At 62.4% G+C, this 13,885-nt stretch carries 13 protein-coding genes; 2 read left to right on the forward strand and 11 right to left on the reverse strand.

Annotation, left to right across the window (positions count from 1 at the left end):
* Positions 1-4 precede the first annotated feature (4 nt).
* Complete coding sequence (locus ACX0MV_RS12955) at positions 5-535, reverse strand: hypothetical protein (protein WP_458982924.1); 531 nt, start codon at positions 533-535, stop codon at positions 5-7.
* A 226-nt stretch (positions 536-761) separates the two neighbouring features.
* Between ACX0MV_RS12955 and ACX0MV_RS12960 the strand changes: the two genes are divergently transcribed.
* Both ACX0MV_RS12960 and ACX0MV_RS12965 read left to right on the forward strand, forming a co-directional pair.
* Entirely contained in the window at positions 762-1,463 is a 702-nt protein-coding gene (locus tag ACX0MV_RS12960) for a hypothetical protein (protein WP_458982925.1), read from the forward strand.
* A 115-nt stretch (positions 1,464-1,578) separates the two neighbouring features.
* Positions 1,579-2,484: a DMT family transporter gene (locus ACX0MV_RS12965; protein WP_458982926.1), complete on the forward strand. Its 906-nt coding sequence runs from the start codon at positions 1,579-1,581 to the stop codon at positions 2,482-2,484.
* Between the two features lie 28 nt (positions 2,485-2,512).
* Here ACX0MV_RS12965 and ACX0MV_RS12970 read toward each other — a convergent pair whose 3' ends face one another.
* The 10 genes from ACX0MV_RS12970 to algG all read right to left on the reverse strand — a co-directional run bounded on the left by ACX0MV_RS12970 (position 2,513) and on the right by algG (position 13,877).
* Positions 2,513-2,890 carry a hypothetical protein gene (locus ACX0MV_RS12970; RefSeq protein ID WP_458982927.1) on the reverse strand — a complete coding sequence of 126 codons (378 nt, stop codon included), beginning with the start codon at positions 2,888-2,890 and terminating at the stop codon, positions 2,513-2,515.
* A 10-nt stretch (positions 2,891-2,900) separates the two neighbouring features.
* Positions 2,901-3,731: an SDR family oxidoreductase gene (locus tag ACX0MV_RS12975; protein ID WP_458982928.1), complete on the reverse strand. Its 831-nt coding sequence runs from the start codon at positions 3,729-3,731 to the stop codon at positions 2,901-2,903.
* A 40-nt stretch (positions 3,732-3,771) separates the two neighbouring features.
* The gene (locus tag ACX0MV_RS12980) at positions 3,772-4,236 is read right to left on the reverse strand and encodes a multidrug transporter (protein WP_458982929.1); all 465 of its coding nucleotides are present in this window, start codon (positions 4,234-4,236) and stop codon (positions 3,772-3,774) included.
* A 257-nt stretch (positions 4,237-4,493) separates the two neighbouring features.
* A complete protein-coding gene (locus ACX0MV_RS12985; protein WP_458982930.1) occupies positions 4,494-5,933 on the reverse strand; it encodes a mannose-1-phosphate guanylyltransferase/mannose-6-phosphate isomerase in 1,440 nt (479 codons plus the stop codon).
* 231 nt (positions 5,934-6,164) lie between these two features.
* Positions 6,165-6,809, reverse strand: a complete 645-nt coding sequence (locus tag ACX0MV_RS12990) for an alginate O-acetyltransferase AlgF (RefSeq protein WP_458982931.1) — start codon at positions 6,807-6,809, stop codon at positions 6,165-6,167.
* 59 nt (positions 6,810-6,868) lie between these two features.
* Positions 6,869-8,011, reverse strand: a complete 1,143-nt coding sequence (locus ACX0MV_RS12995) for an alginate O-acetyltransferase (protein WP_458982932.1) — start codon at positions 8,009-8,011, stop codon at positions 6,869-6,871.
* A gap of 11 nt (positions 8,012-8,022) precedes the next feature.
* The gene (locus ACX0MV_RS13000) at positions 8,023-9,552 is read right to left on the reverse strand and encodes an MBOAT family O-acyltransferase (protein ID WP_458982933.1); all 1,530 of its coding nucleotides are present in this window, start codon (positions 9,550-9,552) and stop codon (positions 8,023-8,025) included.
* 149 nt (positions 9,553-9,701) lie between these two features.
* Positions 9,702-10,793 (reverse strand): mannuronate-specific alginate lyase, encoded by a 1,092-nt coding sequence (locus tag ACX0MV_RS13005; protein WP_458982934.1) that lies wholly within the window; start codon positions 10,791-10,793, stop codon positions 9,702-9,704.
* 13 nt (positions 10,794-10,806) lie between these two features.
* Positions 10,807-12,270, reverse strand: a complete 1,464-nt coding sequence (locus tag ACX0MV_RS13010; protein ID WP_458982935.1) for an alginate O-acetyltransferase — start codon at positions 12,268-12,270, stop codon at positions 10,807-10,809.
* The gene (gene algG, locus ACX0MV_RS13015) at positions 12,267-13,877 is read right to left on the reverse strand and encodes a mannuronan 5-epimerase AlgG (protein ID WP_458982936.1); all 1,611 of its coding nucleotides are present in this window, start codon (positions 13,875-13,877) and stop codon (positions 12,267-12,269) included. Before algG ends, ACX0MV_RS13010 begins: the two co-directional genes overlap by 4 nt.
* Positions 13,878-13,885 lie beyond the last annotated feature (8 nt).

Raw genomic sequence — 13,885 nt, forward strand, 5'->3', positions numbered from 1 at the left:
CCGGTCACGCCCGGCTGCCCCAGGCGCGGGCAAGGGCACCCTGGCTGCCCAACAGCGGATCGGCTTGCGGCGTCTCTACCCGAGCGATGCGCTCCAGCGAGGCGGCAAGGGTGCTGGCATCGGCGCGCTGGATATCGTAATCCTCCTGGCCCACCGGGTACGCACCAACTACCAAGAAATCATCGCTCTGCTCGAGGCGGCAATGGCCGGTGCCTGCGGGCAGGATCACCAAGTCGCCCGCTTGCAGGTGCAGCGCCTGGCCATGTTCGCCACCAAGCATGACGTGCGCGCTGCCCGCCGCGACTCCCAGCGCTTCATGGGCGTTGGAGTGGTAATGGTGATAGTCGAAAATGCCGTCGCGCCACTGGGGTGGCCACCCGTTGGCAGCGAACACCCGCTCGAACGCGGCAGCCAGATCGCCGTCGAGCTCGACCTGGCGATAGATCAATACCGGCAGCGGGCTATTGGGAATCATGTCGTCGCTGTCGAACAGCAGTTGTTGCGGCTGCTCCTGGGGCTCAGTCGGCGCGCGCATCGGTCCACTCCTAATTAGTGTCTGTTGGCAGCGGCGGCGTCCATGCGGCGGCTTGCATAGGGTTGGGAATAGACGCGGCGGCACAAAGTTCCTCCACGCTGGCTCGCCGCGTATGCGCTAACCGCATATCCGGAACCCAGGAACCAGGCCGAGTGATTTGCTGAACGTGCCCGCAGCGCCAGCGGTCCACCGCTAGGCAAGCCCATAACCCTTTGGAGAGACAGAGATGAACAGGCTCAAATTCCCGATGCTGGTGTTGGCAGTAGTGGTATCCCAGGCGGCGCTGGCAGACAGCGGCGGCATGACCCTTGAACAGCAGCGCGACCAGATCGGCGAAAACATGGTCCGCGAGCGCACCGGCCAGCCAACGATCAATAGCGCTGACGCCGGTCAGGCGACCCAGTCATCGCAGAATTCCAACGCACCCGCAGCTGGCAACAACGGCCAGCAGTCGGGGCAGACCAATAATTCAGGTGCCTCTGGCCAGGGGCAGCCGAACAATGCCACGGGCAACGCCACCTCGGGTCAAGGTCAATCGACCACGGCTCCAGGTTCGTCCACCACCGGCCAGGGCCAGTCGACCACCGCCCCCGGCACATCGACTACAGGTCAAGGGCAATCGACCACTGCGCCAGGTACGTCTACCACCGGCCAAGGCCAATCGACCACTGCCCCTGGTACCTCGACCACCGGCCAGGGTCAGTCGACCACGGCACCCGCGACCGGCAACAGCTCAGGTTCGCGTAGCACCCAAGGGGGTGGCACAACAGGTGGCGCATCGGGTGGTGCTACAGGTGGTGGTGCAACAGGGGGCAGCACCGGCACGTCCGGTTCTGGCGGTGGTACAGGTGGGACCGGCGGTGGATCCAGCTCCGGCGGCGCGGGCGGTGGCTCTACAGGCGGCGCAGTAGGTGGTGGCGGCAATTAAGTGCTAGCGCTGATAGCGATACGGGAAGGATTCGCTGCCTCTAAAGTCCGCAACTTTATGCAAGCGCGGACCCGAGGCGAGGTACAGACTTCAGTGATCCACTGGGGGCTGTCCGATGAACCTGTCGCTTTATCTGCTTACCGTACTGATCTGGGGCACGACCTGGATCGCGCTGAAACTGCAGCTCGGCGAGGTCGCAATAGCTGCGTCCATCGCCTACCGCTTCGCCCTCGCGGCTGCGGTGTTGTTTGTCGTGTTGTTGCTCAGCGGCCGTCTGCAAAAGCTCGACGGCCGCGGCCAGCTGATCTGCCTGGCTCAGGGCCTGTGCCTGTTCTGCATCAACTTCATGTGCTTCTACACCGCCAGTCAATGGATTCCCAGCGGGCTGGTTGCGGTGATTTTCTCGACGGCTACGCTGTGGAATGCGATCAACGCCCGGCTGTTCTTCAAGCAGAAAGCCTCGTTGAATGTGCTCGGCGGCGGCGCTCTAGGCCTGGCCGGCCTTGGCATGCTCTTCTGGCCCGAGCTGGCTGGCCATGAGGCCAGCCGGGAAACGCTGATGGGCATTGCCCTGGCACTGCTCGGCACCCTGTGTTTTTCTGCGGGCAACATGCTCTCCAGCCTGCAGCAGAAGGCCGGCCTAAAGCCGCTGACGACCAATGCCTGGGGCATGCTGTATGGCGCATTGATGCTGGTGGCGATCTGTCTGGTCAGCGGTACGCCGTTCGGGTTCGAATGGAATACCCGCTACATCGGCTCGCTGCTGTACCTGGCGATCCCGGGCTCGGTGATCGGCTTCACCGCCTACCTGACGCTGGTCGGGCGCATGGGCCCGGAGCGCGCCGCCTACTGCACCGTGCTGTTCCCGGTGGTGGCGCTGAATATTTCGGTGTTCGTCGAGGACTATCAGTGGACGCTCACCGCGTTGTTCGGTCTGGTGCTGGTGATGCTTGGCAACGTGCTGGTGTTTCGCAAGCCAAAGGTCGAACCAGTTGCAGGCACTCCGCTGACGGCTCGTTAGGCGAAGCTGAGCTCAGGCGCTGGGGCCGTCAGCGTTTAGCCAGCTGGGTGAAGATCAGCCATGCGGCGAGCGGGTAGCAGAGGTAGTGCAGGGCGAAGATAAACAGGCCCATTGGGCTGGGTTCGTCCTTGAACAGCATCATCAGCAACAACCCGCCGTACAGCAGCGCCAGTACGCCGCCGTACCACCCGAGCAACTGGCGCCGCTCGCCTGGCAGCGGCGCGCGTCCCTGGCGCCAGGCGAACCACAACGCCATGGCGCCGGCGACCACCAGGGCGATCACCAGCGTCGCCAGCGGGCCGCCGAGTTTTACCAGGCTGCGCAGCAGCAGGTTGAGCACGACAACTGCGGCCACGCCACCCAGGGCCAATCGGCCAATTGCCACGCTGTTCAGCGGCGTTGTCATTGCGGCTCTCCTACAGGCTGCGGTTCAGCCCGAAGCGCTTTTTCAGCACCGCTTCGAGTACGGCTTTCGGCAGCAGTGCGGCCATCAGCGGCAGCGCGCGGCTGCCATTGCCCAGACGCAGCAGGCGCGGGCGCTTGCTGCCTTGCACGGCGGCCAGCAGGTTGCGAGCGAAATGGCTGGCGGGGGTCGGGTGGTCCTGCGAGGCGTTGGCGCGGGCGCGAATGCTGTCGCGCAGCGGCCACCAGGCGGAGCGTTCGTCGATCAGTTGCTCGGCCTCCTGGCTGGCATTGGCACCGAAGCTGGAGGCGATCGCGCCCGGTTGCACTTCCATCACCTCGATGGAGAAGGGCGCCAGCTCCAGGCGCAGCGCATCGGACAACGCATGCACCGCAGCCTTGGAGGCGCAGTAGGCGCCGGCGAACGGTGTGACCAGCACCCCGGAAACGCTGCCGATATTCACCACCAGGCCCCGGTTGCGCCGCAGCAAGGGAAACAGCGCGCGGGTCACACCGATGATGGCGAACACGTTGGTCTCGAACTGCCGGCGCATGCCCTCGACGCCGCCGTCGAGCAGCGGACCCATGGCGCCATAACCAGCGTTGTTGATCAGCACATCGAGCCCGCCGATCTGCTCGCCGAGCTGTGAGGCCATTTGTTCGACCGCCACCGCGTCGTTGACGTCCAGCTGCAACGCATTGAAGCCGGCGGCCTCCAGCACGGCGAGGTCGTCGGCTTTACGCGCGGTGGCCCACACCTGATAACCCGCCGCCTTGAACGCGTCGGCGAGGGCGCGGCCGATTCCGCTGGAGCATCCGGTGATCAGGGCGGTGAGCTGGGTCATGAAGGATTCCTTCGGGTAGATGAAAGTGTTCAATGGCCGGTTAGCGGCTGAAGGTGCCGTGAAGGCGCTCTGCACGAAACTCCAGGGTGCTGGCGCGGTAGCCGCTGCGCAGGGTCGGCAGGGGCAGGCAGTCCTGCCAGGTGGCGCCCGGCAGCAGATTGCCGGGTCCGTTGTAGCGGGGCGATTCGTAGAGGCGCTCGGCCAGGTTGACATTGTCGCCAGGGCGGTAGGCCGCAATCTGCCAGCGCAATTCCGTCAGGGCGGCGGGGCTGCCATTGGTCAGGGTCAATGCCAGGGGTTGCGGCGGCGGGCAGCGTTGCTCGTCGTAGCTGATGCGCAACTGCAGATGAGCAAGGTGGCGGTTCTCGCGACTTTCCTGCCAGAGCACCCAGGTGGTGACCAGACCCAGGCCGATCAGGGCAGCGAGGGAAACGGGCAAGGCTTTACTGGGGTAGCGGATCAGCAGGACCAGCCAGCTGAGCAGCAGAATGGCACCAAATAACATGGAGCGAAGGCCTCGGCCGATGAACAGGATTTCATCCTACACAAGGCTAGGCGGGTGGGCATGTGCTTTGAGTATCGCCGTACCCTCAGGACCTAGCTTACGATTTGCTGCGCTTTGGCCATCCGGCGTTAAAAGCAGCCTCGGAATGCTCATTTACAGCACGTAAACTCCGCTTCCTTGGCTGCTTTTGCCTTGTCTGGCTCTAGCTCGCTAAATCGTAACCAGGTCCTCAGGACGAGGGCACGGCCGACTCAGTTTCAGTTTGTAGCGAGGGCGCGTGCGGCTACGTCGCTACGGCCGTAGACATCCTCAAAACGCTCGATGTCGTCTTCACCAAGGTAACCACCGGATTGCACTTCGATTATTTCCAGTGGGATCTTGCCTGGGTTGCTCAGGCGGTGGACCGCGGTCATCGGAATGTAGGTGGACTGGTTTTCCGTGAGCAGGAACACCTTGTCGTCGCAGGTCACTTCAGCAGTGCCGGAAACCACGATCCAGTGCTCGGCACGGTGGTGGTGCATCTGCAGCGACAGGGTCGCGCCCGGGTTGACGGTGATGCGCTTGACCTGGAAGCGGCCGCCCATGTCCACCGAGTCATACGAGCCCCATGGGCGGTAGACCTGGCAATGGTTCTGGGTTTCGCTGCGGCCCTGGGCGTCGAGCTGGTTGACGACCTTCTTGACGTCCTGCACGCGGTCCTTGTGGGCGATCATCATGGCGTCCTTGGTTTCCACCACGACGATGTCTTCCAGACCGATGATCGAAACCAGCTTGCCGTTGCCGTGCACCAGGCAGTTGTGGCTGTCATGCACCACCACGTCGCCCTTGATCACGTTGCCGTTCTCATCCTTGTTGTGCACGTCCCAGATCGACGACCAGCTGCCCACGTCGTTCCAGCCGGCGTTGAGCGGTACCACGCAGGCACGGGTGGTTTTTTCCATCACGGTGTAGTCGATGGAGTTGTCGGGGCAGCAGGCGAAGGTGGCGGCGTCGATGGTGATCTGGTCACCTTCGATCTTGCTGCGCTCCAGGGCCAGCAGGCAGGTGTCGTAGATGTCGGCGTCATGCACCTTGAGTTCTTCGAGGAAGCGGCTGGCGCGGAACAGGAACATGCCGCTGTTCCAGAAGTATTCGCCGGAGGCGACGAATTCGCGCGCACGGGCTTCATCGGGCTTCTCGACGAAGCGCTCGACGCGTACCACGCCTTCTGGCAGTTCGTCGTCGGCTACCGACTTGATATAGCCATAACCGGTTTCCGGACGGCTGGCGGGGATGCCGAACAGCACCATCTCGCCTTTTTCAGCGGCCGTGGTGGCTACTTTCAGGGCGTTTTGGAATGCCTGCTGGTCGTCGATCACGTGGTCGGCGGGCAGGATCAGCAGCAGGTCGTCGCGGCCTTCACCGACCAGTTTCATTGCCGCAATGGCCACGGCCGGGGCGGTGTTGCGGCCGAACGGCTCGAGCAACAGGGCCTGGGTGGTCAGCTGTTGGGTTTTCAGCTGCTCCTGGACGATGAAGCGGTGTTCCTTGTTGCACACCAGTACCGGGGCCTGCATGCCGTCGAACTGCAAACGCTTGATGGTTTGCTGAAACAGGGTGTCCTTGCCCGTGAGGGCGAGAAACTGCTTGGGGTACTGCTTGCGTGAAAGCGGCCACAGACGCGAACCACTACCACCGGAAAGAATTACTGGAATCATCTCTGCACTCCTAAAGCGCTTATGCGTTTGGTTTGGCGTCCCCCGGTTCAGGCGGGGGAGGGCCCAGTTGCCCAGGCTGCAACAGCACTGGGGGCATCACTCCAAAACGCCTCCTTGATGAAGACGCTGCTACGTCGGTCTAGCTGCCGACCGTGCGGGTCGCTCGAAACTCCAGCGGCGTTGCCACCGTGATCAGCCTGCGAGCGGCCCTTTCTTGTTGTTCGTGTTTGGTTAGTCCAGACGCGGCGGGCGCTTGACCCAGACTGGCGACAACTTGTCGCCGCTGCCGGTGATGTACAGGCAGACCACTTCACCGCGGGCCAGGGTGACCGGTTGCAGGTCGCTGATCTTCTTGTCGCCATCGAACAGCGCGAGGTTGACCTTGAGCGGGTTTACTTCGCGCTCGCCATTGCTGTCCGGCTTGACCGCATCGACCACCGCAGCCTTGCCGTCGGCGGTTTTCAGGCTGAGGGTGCTGTCGCTGAGGTTCTGTACGCGCAGCAGAGCCTTGCGCTTGTTGTTGAACGGCGCTTCTTCGACCAGCTTCGGCGCAGTGCCCGGCTGGCTGACGAGGGTGTAGTAGCTGTCGGCATCCAGTTTCACCGGCAGCGTGCTGCTGCCGACCTGGGCGCTGTAGCTGCCCGCAGGCAGAAAGCTGAAGTCGCTGGAAGCCAGGGGGGCGATGTCATCGAGGTCGGTGTTGCCGACGGTGACGCTCACTTCGCTGTTGCTGGCGTTGAACGCACGGACGAATGCGGAGCCTTTCGGTGCGCTTGGGCCGTACAGGGCGGCCTCGTCGGCGTGAACCTGCAGCGCGCCGACTGCCAGGGCGATGGCACCAATGCAGGAAGACCAGCGTTTGATGGATGTATGCATACCTAAAACTCCTCTGAATTAACAAGATCGGGGCGGTAACCGAAACGTGCGAAGCACGCTCAGCGATTCGCCGCGCTGGCCAGTCGTTGACCGTTGGTGCTGCGTTTCAGTTCAGCGATCCATTCGGCATCGAAGCCGCTCAGATCGTTGGCCATCGGCAGGTAGCGCTCGGGGAATTCCCAGATCACCAACTGCGGTGGGGTATTTTTCAGTTCGTCGCTCTGCAGGAACTTGAGCATCGGAATGATTGGACCCAGGCCGTCTTCGGCGTGGTTGCTCAGGTCGCGCTGCAGGTGCTGGCGCAATGCGCCGTCGAAATTCCACTTGGGGTTGGCGCTGTAGCTGGTGCCCACCAGTGCTACCGGAATCTCGCTGTCGCTGAACAGGGCATCGGCGCCCTCAGCCGGTTCAGGTGCACGGGTAACGTGCTTCTGCAGCTGATCCGGCGCCGGCATCAGGTTGGCGAACAGCGGGTCAAGCGGCAGAAAGCGGGTCAGGTCGCCCATGTATGGCGCGCTGCCTTCAGCTTCGGTGACAAACACCTGCGGCTCGCCGTCGAGCGTGGTGGCGCGGTTGACGGTTTCGCTCAGCTGACGTGCCACCAGGTCGGCGCCCAGGGGCGTCCAGTGCGTGTCGGTGCGCAAAAACACTGGGCCATTGCTCTTGCCCGCCTGCAGGATGCTCAGCAGGTCGGGTGCGGCGATGCCGGCATTGCGGGCTTCGTCGAGGAAGCGCTGATAGAGGTTTTCGCGAATGCTGCTGAGCTGGTTGTCGCCAACGAACTCGGGATACAGCCGCGATTTCGACGGCACTATCGCGAGCACCAGCAGCACATCACGTTCCGCCAGCTCGTCGCGCACGCCTTTGATCAGCGCCATATTGTCGTTGAGCTGCTGCTGGCCGTCGGCCACGGCGTCGAACTCTTCGTCGGAGTACAGCCATTCGCGTTCGCCGATCAGCACGCCAGGGCGGCCCTCGTTGAACAGCAGGTAATCCAGCGCAGCCCAGACATTGGTGCCAATGTTCTTAACCGGAAACTGCTTGTCGTAATGGCTTTCGAAGGTTTTCGCCAAGCCGCCGTCAAGCACGGTGAACTGCTTGGGTGCGTCGTAGCTCAGCACCCCGCGCATGGACCACACGAACAACAGGAGCAGCACACCGAGGAACAGTGCGACATAGAGTTTGCGTAATGGACGCGTCATGGTCGGCCTACTCAGAATTGGAAATAGAGGAAGGGCGAGTAGCTCTGCGCGGAGAGCTTCAGCACCGACACGCAGAACAGCAGCAACAGCGCACCACGAACCAGGTAGCGGGGAATCGCCACGCTCCAGGTCGGTTGTTGCACCAGCACGCCGCCGCTGCCGACTACCAGACCAGGCTCGTCACCCGGTACGGCTTTGACGATGCGCGGCTGATCGGTCGCCGGGCCGTTGGCACGGGCGTCAGCAGCGTTGTGCCGGTAGAACTGGCGCAGACCGCAGAACGCCAGAACCACGTACGCCAGCACCAGGGTGGCGATCTGCAGGTCGGTGATGCTTGCGCGGTTGAGTTCGCTGAGCTGCCAGCCGTTGAAGCTGAACATCGCGCTGTACATGCGCCATGCCACGTCGAGGTTCTCGGCGCGGAAGATCACCCAGCCCAGCATCACCAGGAAGAAGGTGAACAGCCATTTCAGTGGGTTGAGAACCTTGGGGGCAGCGTTCACGCCCAGCGCGCGCTCGATGGCCAGCCAGGTGCCGTGCCAGGCGCCCCAGATCATGAAGGTCCAGTTGGCGCCATGCCAGAAACCACCCAGCAACATGGTCAGGAACAGGTTGCGGTAGGTGTTGAAGGTGCCGTTACGGTTGCCACCCAGGGGCACATACAGGTAATCGCGCAGCCAGGTCGACAGGCTGATGTGCCAGCGCCGCCAGAACTCGGTGATCGACTGACTGATATAGGGCTGGTTGAAGTTTTCCATGAAGCGGAAGCCCATCATCAGGCCCAGGCCGATCGCCATGTCGCTGTAACCGGAGAAGTCGAAATACAGCTGCGCGGTGTAGGCGATCATGCCCAGCCAGGCGTCGCCGGTGCTCGGGTTGCTGAGCGCGAAGCAGTGATCGACCAGTGGCGCCAGGCTGTCGGCGATGAACACCTTCTTGACGAAGCCCTGCATGAAGCGCGTGGCGCCTTCGGAGAACTTGTCGATGCTGTGCGTGCGGTCGGTGAACTGGTCGGCCAGGTCCTTGTAGCGCAGCACGGGCCCGGCAATCAGCTGCGGGAACAGGGCGATAAAGGCGGCGAAGTTGATCAGGTTCTCGGTCGGCTCGGTGTCGCCGCGGTACACGTCGATCAGGTAGCTCAGCGACTGGAAGATGTAGAAGGAGATGCCGATCGGCAGGATCACATGGGTCAGCAGGAACGGCTCGAAGCCCGCCCCCTCAAGGACCTTGTTGATGTTCTCCACACCGAAGTTGGCGTACTTGAAGTAGGCCAGGGTCGCCAGGTTGCCCACTATCCCCCATAGCACCCAGCGCTGCGCGGCCTTGGTCCGCACGCCGGCGCGGTGGATGCGCAAGCCGAAGCCGTAGTTCCACAGAGTGACGGCCACGAACAGCAGGAGGAAGTCCACCCGCCACCAGGCATAGAACACATAGCTGCCGATTAGGATCAGCAAGTTGCGATAGCGATTACTGCTCAGGTAGTACAAGCCGAGAAATATCGGCAGAAATAAGAACAGGAATACGTTGGATGAAAAGACCATTGCCTGTGTCCCTTACGAAACTGTTATCAGGCCCACCGTGGGCCCGCCGTTTACCCCGAATTGCAAATTCAGCCCCTCTACCCGGCCACCTCTAAGCGGGCGGTCGTGGGTTGCCTTGCGGCCGGGCGCCCGCAGGCGCCGTCTTTCATTCAGTTCTGCTCGGTCTCCTCGGGCTCGAACACCGCACTGATGTCGCCGCCCAGGCGGAAGCTTTTCAGTGGCACCAGCGATGCCTTCCACTCCATGGTTTGCGCGGAGCAGCTGTAGAGCGTGCAGTAGGGTTCCAGCCAGATGAACTTGCTCTTCTTCTGCAAGTCTTCGAGGTTCTGCTCGGCGCCCGCCTTGTCGGCGAACAGCTCCGGCTCCTCGATCCCTTCCATCACGCGGCTGACCAGGCGCTGCAAGGCACCGTCGTTCTCGCCGCGCACATCCACGCCATTGGCCTGGGCAAACGCGGCCAGCATGGTCAGCGGCGGCAGGCTGTAGTTGTGGTATGCCAGCGCCCGCGGTTTGCGCTTCAACTCGTTGGGCAAGTAACCCTGCTCATCGACCTGGTTCGCGGCGACCCGGTACTGATCCACTGCCCAGTCGAACAGGTCGCGCCGGTCGGTAATGACCGCAGTGGCCATGACTGACCAAGCGGACCAGTAGCTGTGGTTGTTGATCTTCTTCAGCGGCAGGTCGCTCCAGTCTTTCACCGTGTGCTCGGCGAGCTTCGCGAACCAGGCTTCGATCACCTCGGTCTGCTGCTTGTAGGGCGCCAGCGGTTGCGACTCGGAGAACTTCAACTTCAGGTACGCCGATGCCATGCTGCCCAGGGCCCATTTGCGCATCGACTTGCCGGTGTGGTTGTACTCGTCGGACAGCAGCGCGCCAGCCTCGGCCCAAGTGCTGAGCCATTTCAGGCTGCACTCGAGCTCTTCCCGATGGCCGTGACGCATGTAGTGGAACACCAGCTCGCTGACGCCTTTTTCCATCTCCCGGATGTCGCCGGTCATGCGCCGGTAGTGCTTGTCGGCGACCACGTTGAGGGTCGCGCGCGCCGCATCCGAGCCGCTGTATTTGCTCGGGAACACCAGCTTGTCGGTGTAGGGGGGCGGAACGCTTTCGCAGCGCTCGGGTTTGCCGTCGTCCTGGCGCACCGGTTCGTAATAACCCGCTGGTGGAACCAGCCTGTCTGCCTGGGCAGTGCCGCATAACAGCGCGGCACTCAGCAGGCATAGGGTAAGAGGGTGGCGCATGGCGAACTCCCGTTTAGTCTGCATGGGCGGTCAGCTGGCCCAGGGTGCCGCGCTTGCACAGCTTGGCTTCGACCGTCAGTGGGGTTTCCGGCATGACTTCCGGGCTCTGCACTTCCAGCGAGAGGAAGGTCAGATCACCCCAGTCGGCGGCGTTGCGCAGGTTGAAGACGAAGCGACCGCCATCCTGAACAGCGGAGGATTGATCGGCCTTGAACTGCTCGCGGCGGCCGGTCATGTACCAGATCACCGCACGCAACTCGTGCACGGATGGGTCGCTGAAGCGCACATCCACCAGGTAGTCACCGCCGCGGATATCCTGCAACTGCTTGTGCTTGCCGTTGACCAGCACTTCGTTCATGCCCACCCGCACCGGTACGCTGTTGCTCAGGGCGACCGTTTCGCGGCCTTCGCAGCCGTTTTCCAGCAGGGCGATGGTCTGGCGATAGAATTTCTCCTGCGCCAGGTCGTAGTGGGTTTCGAATTCCCAGATCAGCACCTTCGGCGGCGCGGTATGGAATTCCTCGCTCGACAGGTACTGCATCAGCGAGCCGTCGTAACCGCCACCGGCGAACGAGACATTGAGCAGGTCGGCGCCCAGGTGTTCCTGAAGGAAGCCAGGGAAGTTGTAGGCCTCACCGCTGTTACTGGTACCCACCAGCACGATCTGCGGATCGCTCTGGTCGCCGAACAGGTCGTCGCTGCTCACTTCCTCGCCTACTGGTTCGGTCACGAAGCGTTCGACGTATTCGTCGGCGTAGCTGGTGCCGCAGATATTGCCGGCAGCCTTGTGCAGCGTGCCGCGCTTGCCCAGCAAGCCGGCGATGCGGCTTTCATAGGCCTTGCGCGGTACGTCGGCGAAAGCCGGTATCTGCTTGACCGTTTCGGCCACCTGAAGCGCGGTGCGTTCGGCCCCATAGGGCGTCCAGTGGTGGTCGCCGCGGAAGAAGTAGGGCTGTTCGCTCTTTTCGGCGAGCAGCGGAGTCAGGTCCGGAACCCAGATGCCCTGGTCGCGGAATTTCTTCAGGGCGGCGCTGTAGTTGGCCCGCGCGCGTTCGTAGTCGAAGTGCTTGCGGTCTTCCGGGCGCAGCTTGTCCGGGTGCACCAGGCCGCGGGTCGGCTGATAGACGATGACCAGTTCGGTACCCTTAGCCTTCAGCAGGTCGCGCAGGCGGCCGAGCTGTTCGTAGCCGTAAGGCGAAGGACCGAACTCGGTGCGCAGGTCGTTCTCGGTACGGAACAACCAGTCGTTGTCGGCTTCCACTAGGGTGGTGAAGAAGTCCAGGTACTTGGTGTTGTAAGCCGCCGGGTTGAGGGCGGCAGGGCACAGCTGGCAGCAGGGTTCGGCGGTGAAGTCCGATACCCGCTCTTCGGCCTTGAGCGCGGAGGTGCTCAGCAGCAGAGCGGCACCGAGCAGCGAGTAGGCGAGCCCGCCACGCACGAATGGGCTGCGGAAAACGTTGGCGCGTACATCTGTCATTGCAAAAGCTCCTGCTGGCTTTCGACTGGGTCGATCAGCACGGCCTGCTGCTTGCGGATCAACATGTCGAGAATCAATTCTTGGTTGAGGCCGAGTACGCCACCCATGGTGATGCCGGTACTTTTGGTCGGGGCCAGGAGTTCGACCTTGTACATTTCAAGGCTGAGCGGGGAGTCCACCGATATCGGCCCCGAACCGTTACCGGCCAGCTTGCCGCCCACCACCAGCAGCGATACCTGGGTATCGAAGGGGTCGAGCTCGATGTCGCGGTCGGTACCGGTGAGGTCCTTGATGTGGCCGTAGACGCCGGTCAGCTGGTTGCCGATCGACAGGTTCTCGTACAGCTTGATGTCGGTGCTGTTACGCACACGGATGCCGTGGCGCATGTTGTTCATCACCTGATTGCCCCAGAACAGGTTGGAGCCGCTCTCGTAAACGGTGATGCCGTCGGAGTAGTTCTGGTAACTCTCGTTGTAGGCAATCACGTTGTTGACGCTGCTACGGTCGATCACGATGCCGGAGAGCTTGTTGTCGTAGCTGCGGTTGTTGAAGATCCAGCTGTCGTTCACTTCCCGGGAAATGATGATGCCGTGCTTCTGCACCGTGCCGTGGGCGGTGTTGTGGCCGATTACCAGGCGCTTCGAACGGTCGTGCGGGTCGATGCCGTAGACGATGTTATTTTTGTAGGTGTTGCCCAGCAGCACCACGTCGTCGGCCTCATAGCAGTAGAAGCCGTACCACATGTCATCGAACGTCGAGTTGAGCAACCAGCCGGTCGGGTGGCCGCGCTTCATCTTCGGCGCCATGCTCGGGCTGTACTGGGAGATGGAGAAACCGTACGACTTACTGCCGCTGTAACCCAGGCTGGTGATGGTGCTGTTGACCACGTAGGTCTCGGTGCCACCCCAGGAGTTGAGGAAAGGCCGGAACTTGCCCGTATCTGCCTTTTTCCACCAGGCAGGCGCCTTCTTGGCCTCGTTCCAGGCGGTCAGCTTGGTGTCGGTAATGAACAGCTTGCCGTCGTTGATCAGAAAGCTGCCGCGGTCCTGGGACAGGCGGAAATCCTTGACCTTCTCGTCGATGTGCAGCGTCGAGTCATTGCCGACGATGACCGGCACCCGGGCGATGAACACGCCCGGCGCGGTTTCTTCGAAATAACGGGAAGGCACCTGCTTGGCAATTTCCCGCGGGGTGATGTAACCCCCTTCGATAAAGATCGCCTGGGGCATTTCACGCTGACGCTTGACCCACTCACGCAGACGTTCGTCGCCGCCGGTGAACTCCTTCAACGTATCCTGCTGGAGCATGCGCTCCATGCCGGCACGCCCGGTACGCTTGCGATCGATCTTCGCCTGCACCGCGGCAGCGGTGAATTGCGAGATGTCAGGCAGCTTGGGCGGGTCCATGTGCAGCGGCTCGGTTGGCGCACTGACGATGGTGTAGTTGTCGGTGGTACGTAACTCCTGGATCGGCGTAGGTTCCTGCAGCTGCAACGCGGCCAGCTCGGGCGTGGTGGCCGCGGCGTCCGTTTCGGCATTGACCGAAGAGGCGATGGAGAGCCCCCCGATCAACAAGCCGGTGATCCATGTAAGCGATGTGGCGTTCATATAGTGTC

This window comes from Pseudomonas cistanchae, assembly GCF_054483635.1.

Bases quoted from the DNA above. Each gene is read 5' to 3' on its own strand.
- algG (WP_458982936.1), bottom strand. From the start codon at position 13,877: ATGAACGCCACATCGCTTACATGGATCACCGGCTTGTTGATCGGGGGG.
- ACX0MV_RS12955 (WP_458982924.1), bottom strand. From the start codon at position 535: ATGCGCGCGCCGACTGAGCCCCAGGAGCAGCCGCAACAACTGCTGTTC.
- ACX0MV_RS12995 (WP_458982932.1), bottom strand. From the start codon at position 8,011: ATGACGCGTCCATTACGCAAACTCTATGTCGCACTGTTCCTCGGTGTG.
- ACX0MV_RS13005 (WP_458982934.1), bottom strand. From the start codon at position 10,793: ATGCGCCACCCTCTTACCCTATGCCTGCTGAGTGCCGCGCTGTTATGC.
- ACX0MV_RS12975 (WP_458982928.1), bottom strand. From the start codon at position 3,731: ATGACCCAGCTCACCGCCCTGATCACCGGATGCTCCAGCGGAATCGGC.
- ACX0MV_RS12960 (WP_458982925.1), top strand. From the start codon at position 762: ATGAACAGGCTCAAATTCCCGATGCTGGTGTTGGCAGTAGTGGTATCC.
- ACX0MV_RS13000 (WP_458982933.1), bottom strand. From the start codon at position 9,552: ATGGTCTTTTCATCCAACGTATTCCTGTTCTTATTTCTGCCGATATTT.
- ACX0MV_RS13010 (WP_458982935.1), bottom strand. From the start codon at position 12,270: ATGACAGATGTACGCGCCAACGTTTTCCGCAGCCCATTCGTGCGTGGC.
- ACX0MV_RS12970 (WP_458982927.1), bottom strand. From the start codon at position 2,890: ATGACAACGCCGCTGAACAGCGTGGCAATTGGCCGATTGGCCCTGGGT.
- ACX0MV_RS12985 (WP_458982930.1), bottom strand. From the start codon at position 5,933: ATGATTCCAGTAATTCTTTCCGGTGGTAGTGGTTCGCGTCTGTGGCCG.
- ACX0MV_RS12990 (WP_458982931.1), bottom strand. From the start codon at position 6,809: ATGCATACATCCATCAAACGCTGGTCTTCCTGCATTGGTGCCATCGCC.
- ACX0MV_RS12965 (WP_458982926.1), top strand. From the start codon at position 1,579: ATGAACCTGTCGCTTTATCTGCTTACCGTACTGATCTGGGGCACGACC.
- ACX0MV_RS12980 (WP_458982929.1), bottom strand. From the start codon at position 4,236: ATGTTATTTGGTGCCATTCTGCTGCTCAGCTGGCTGGTCCTGCTGATC.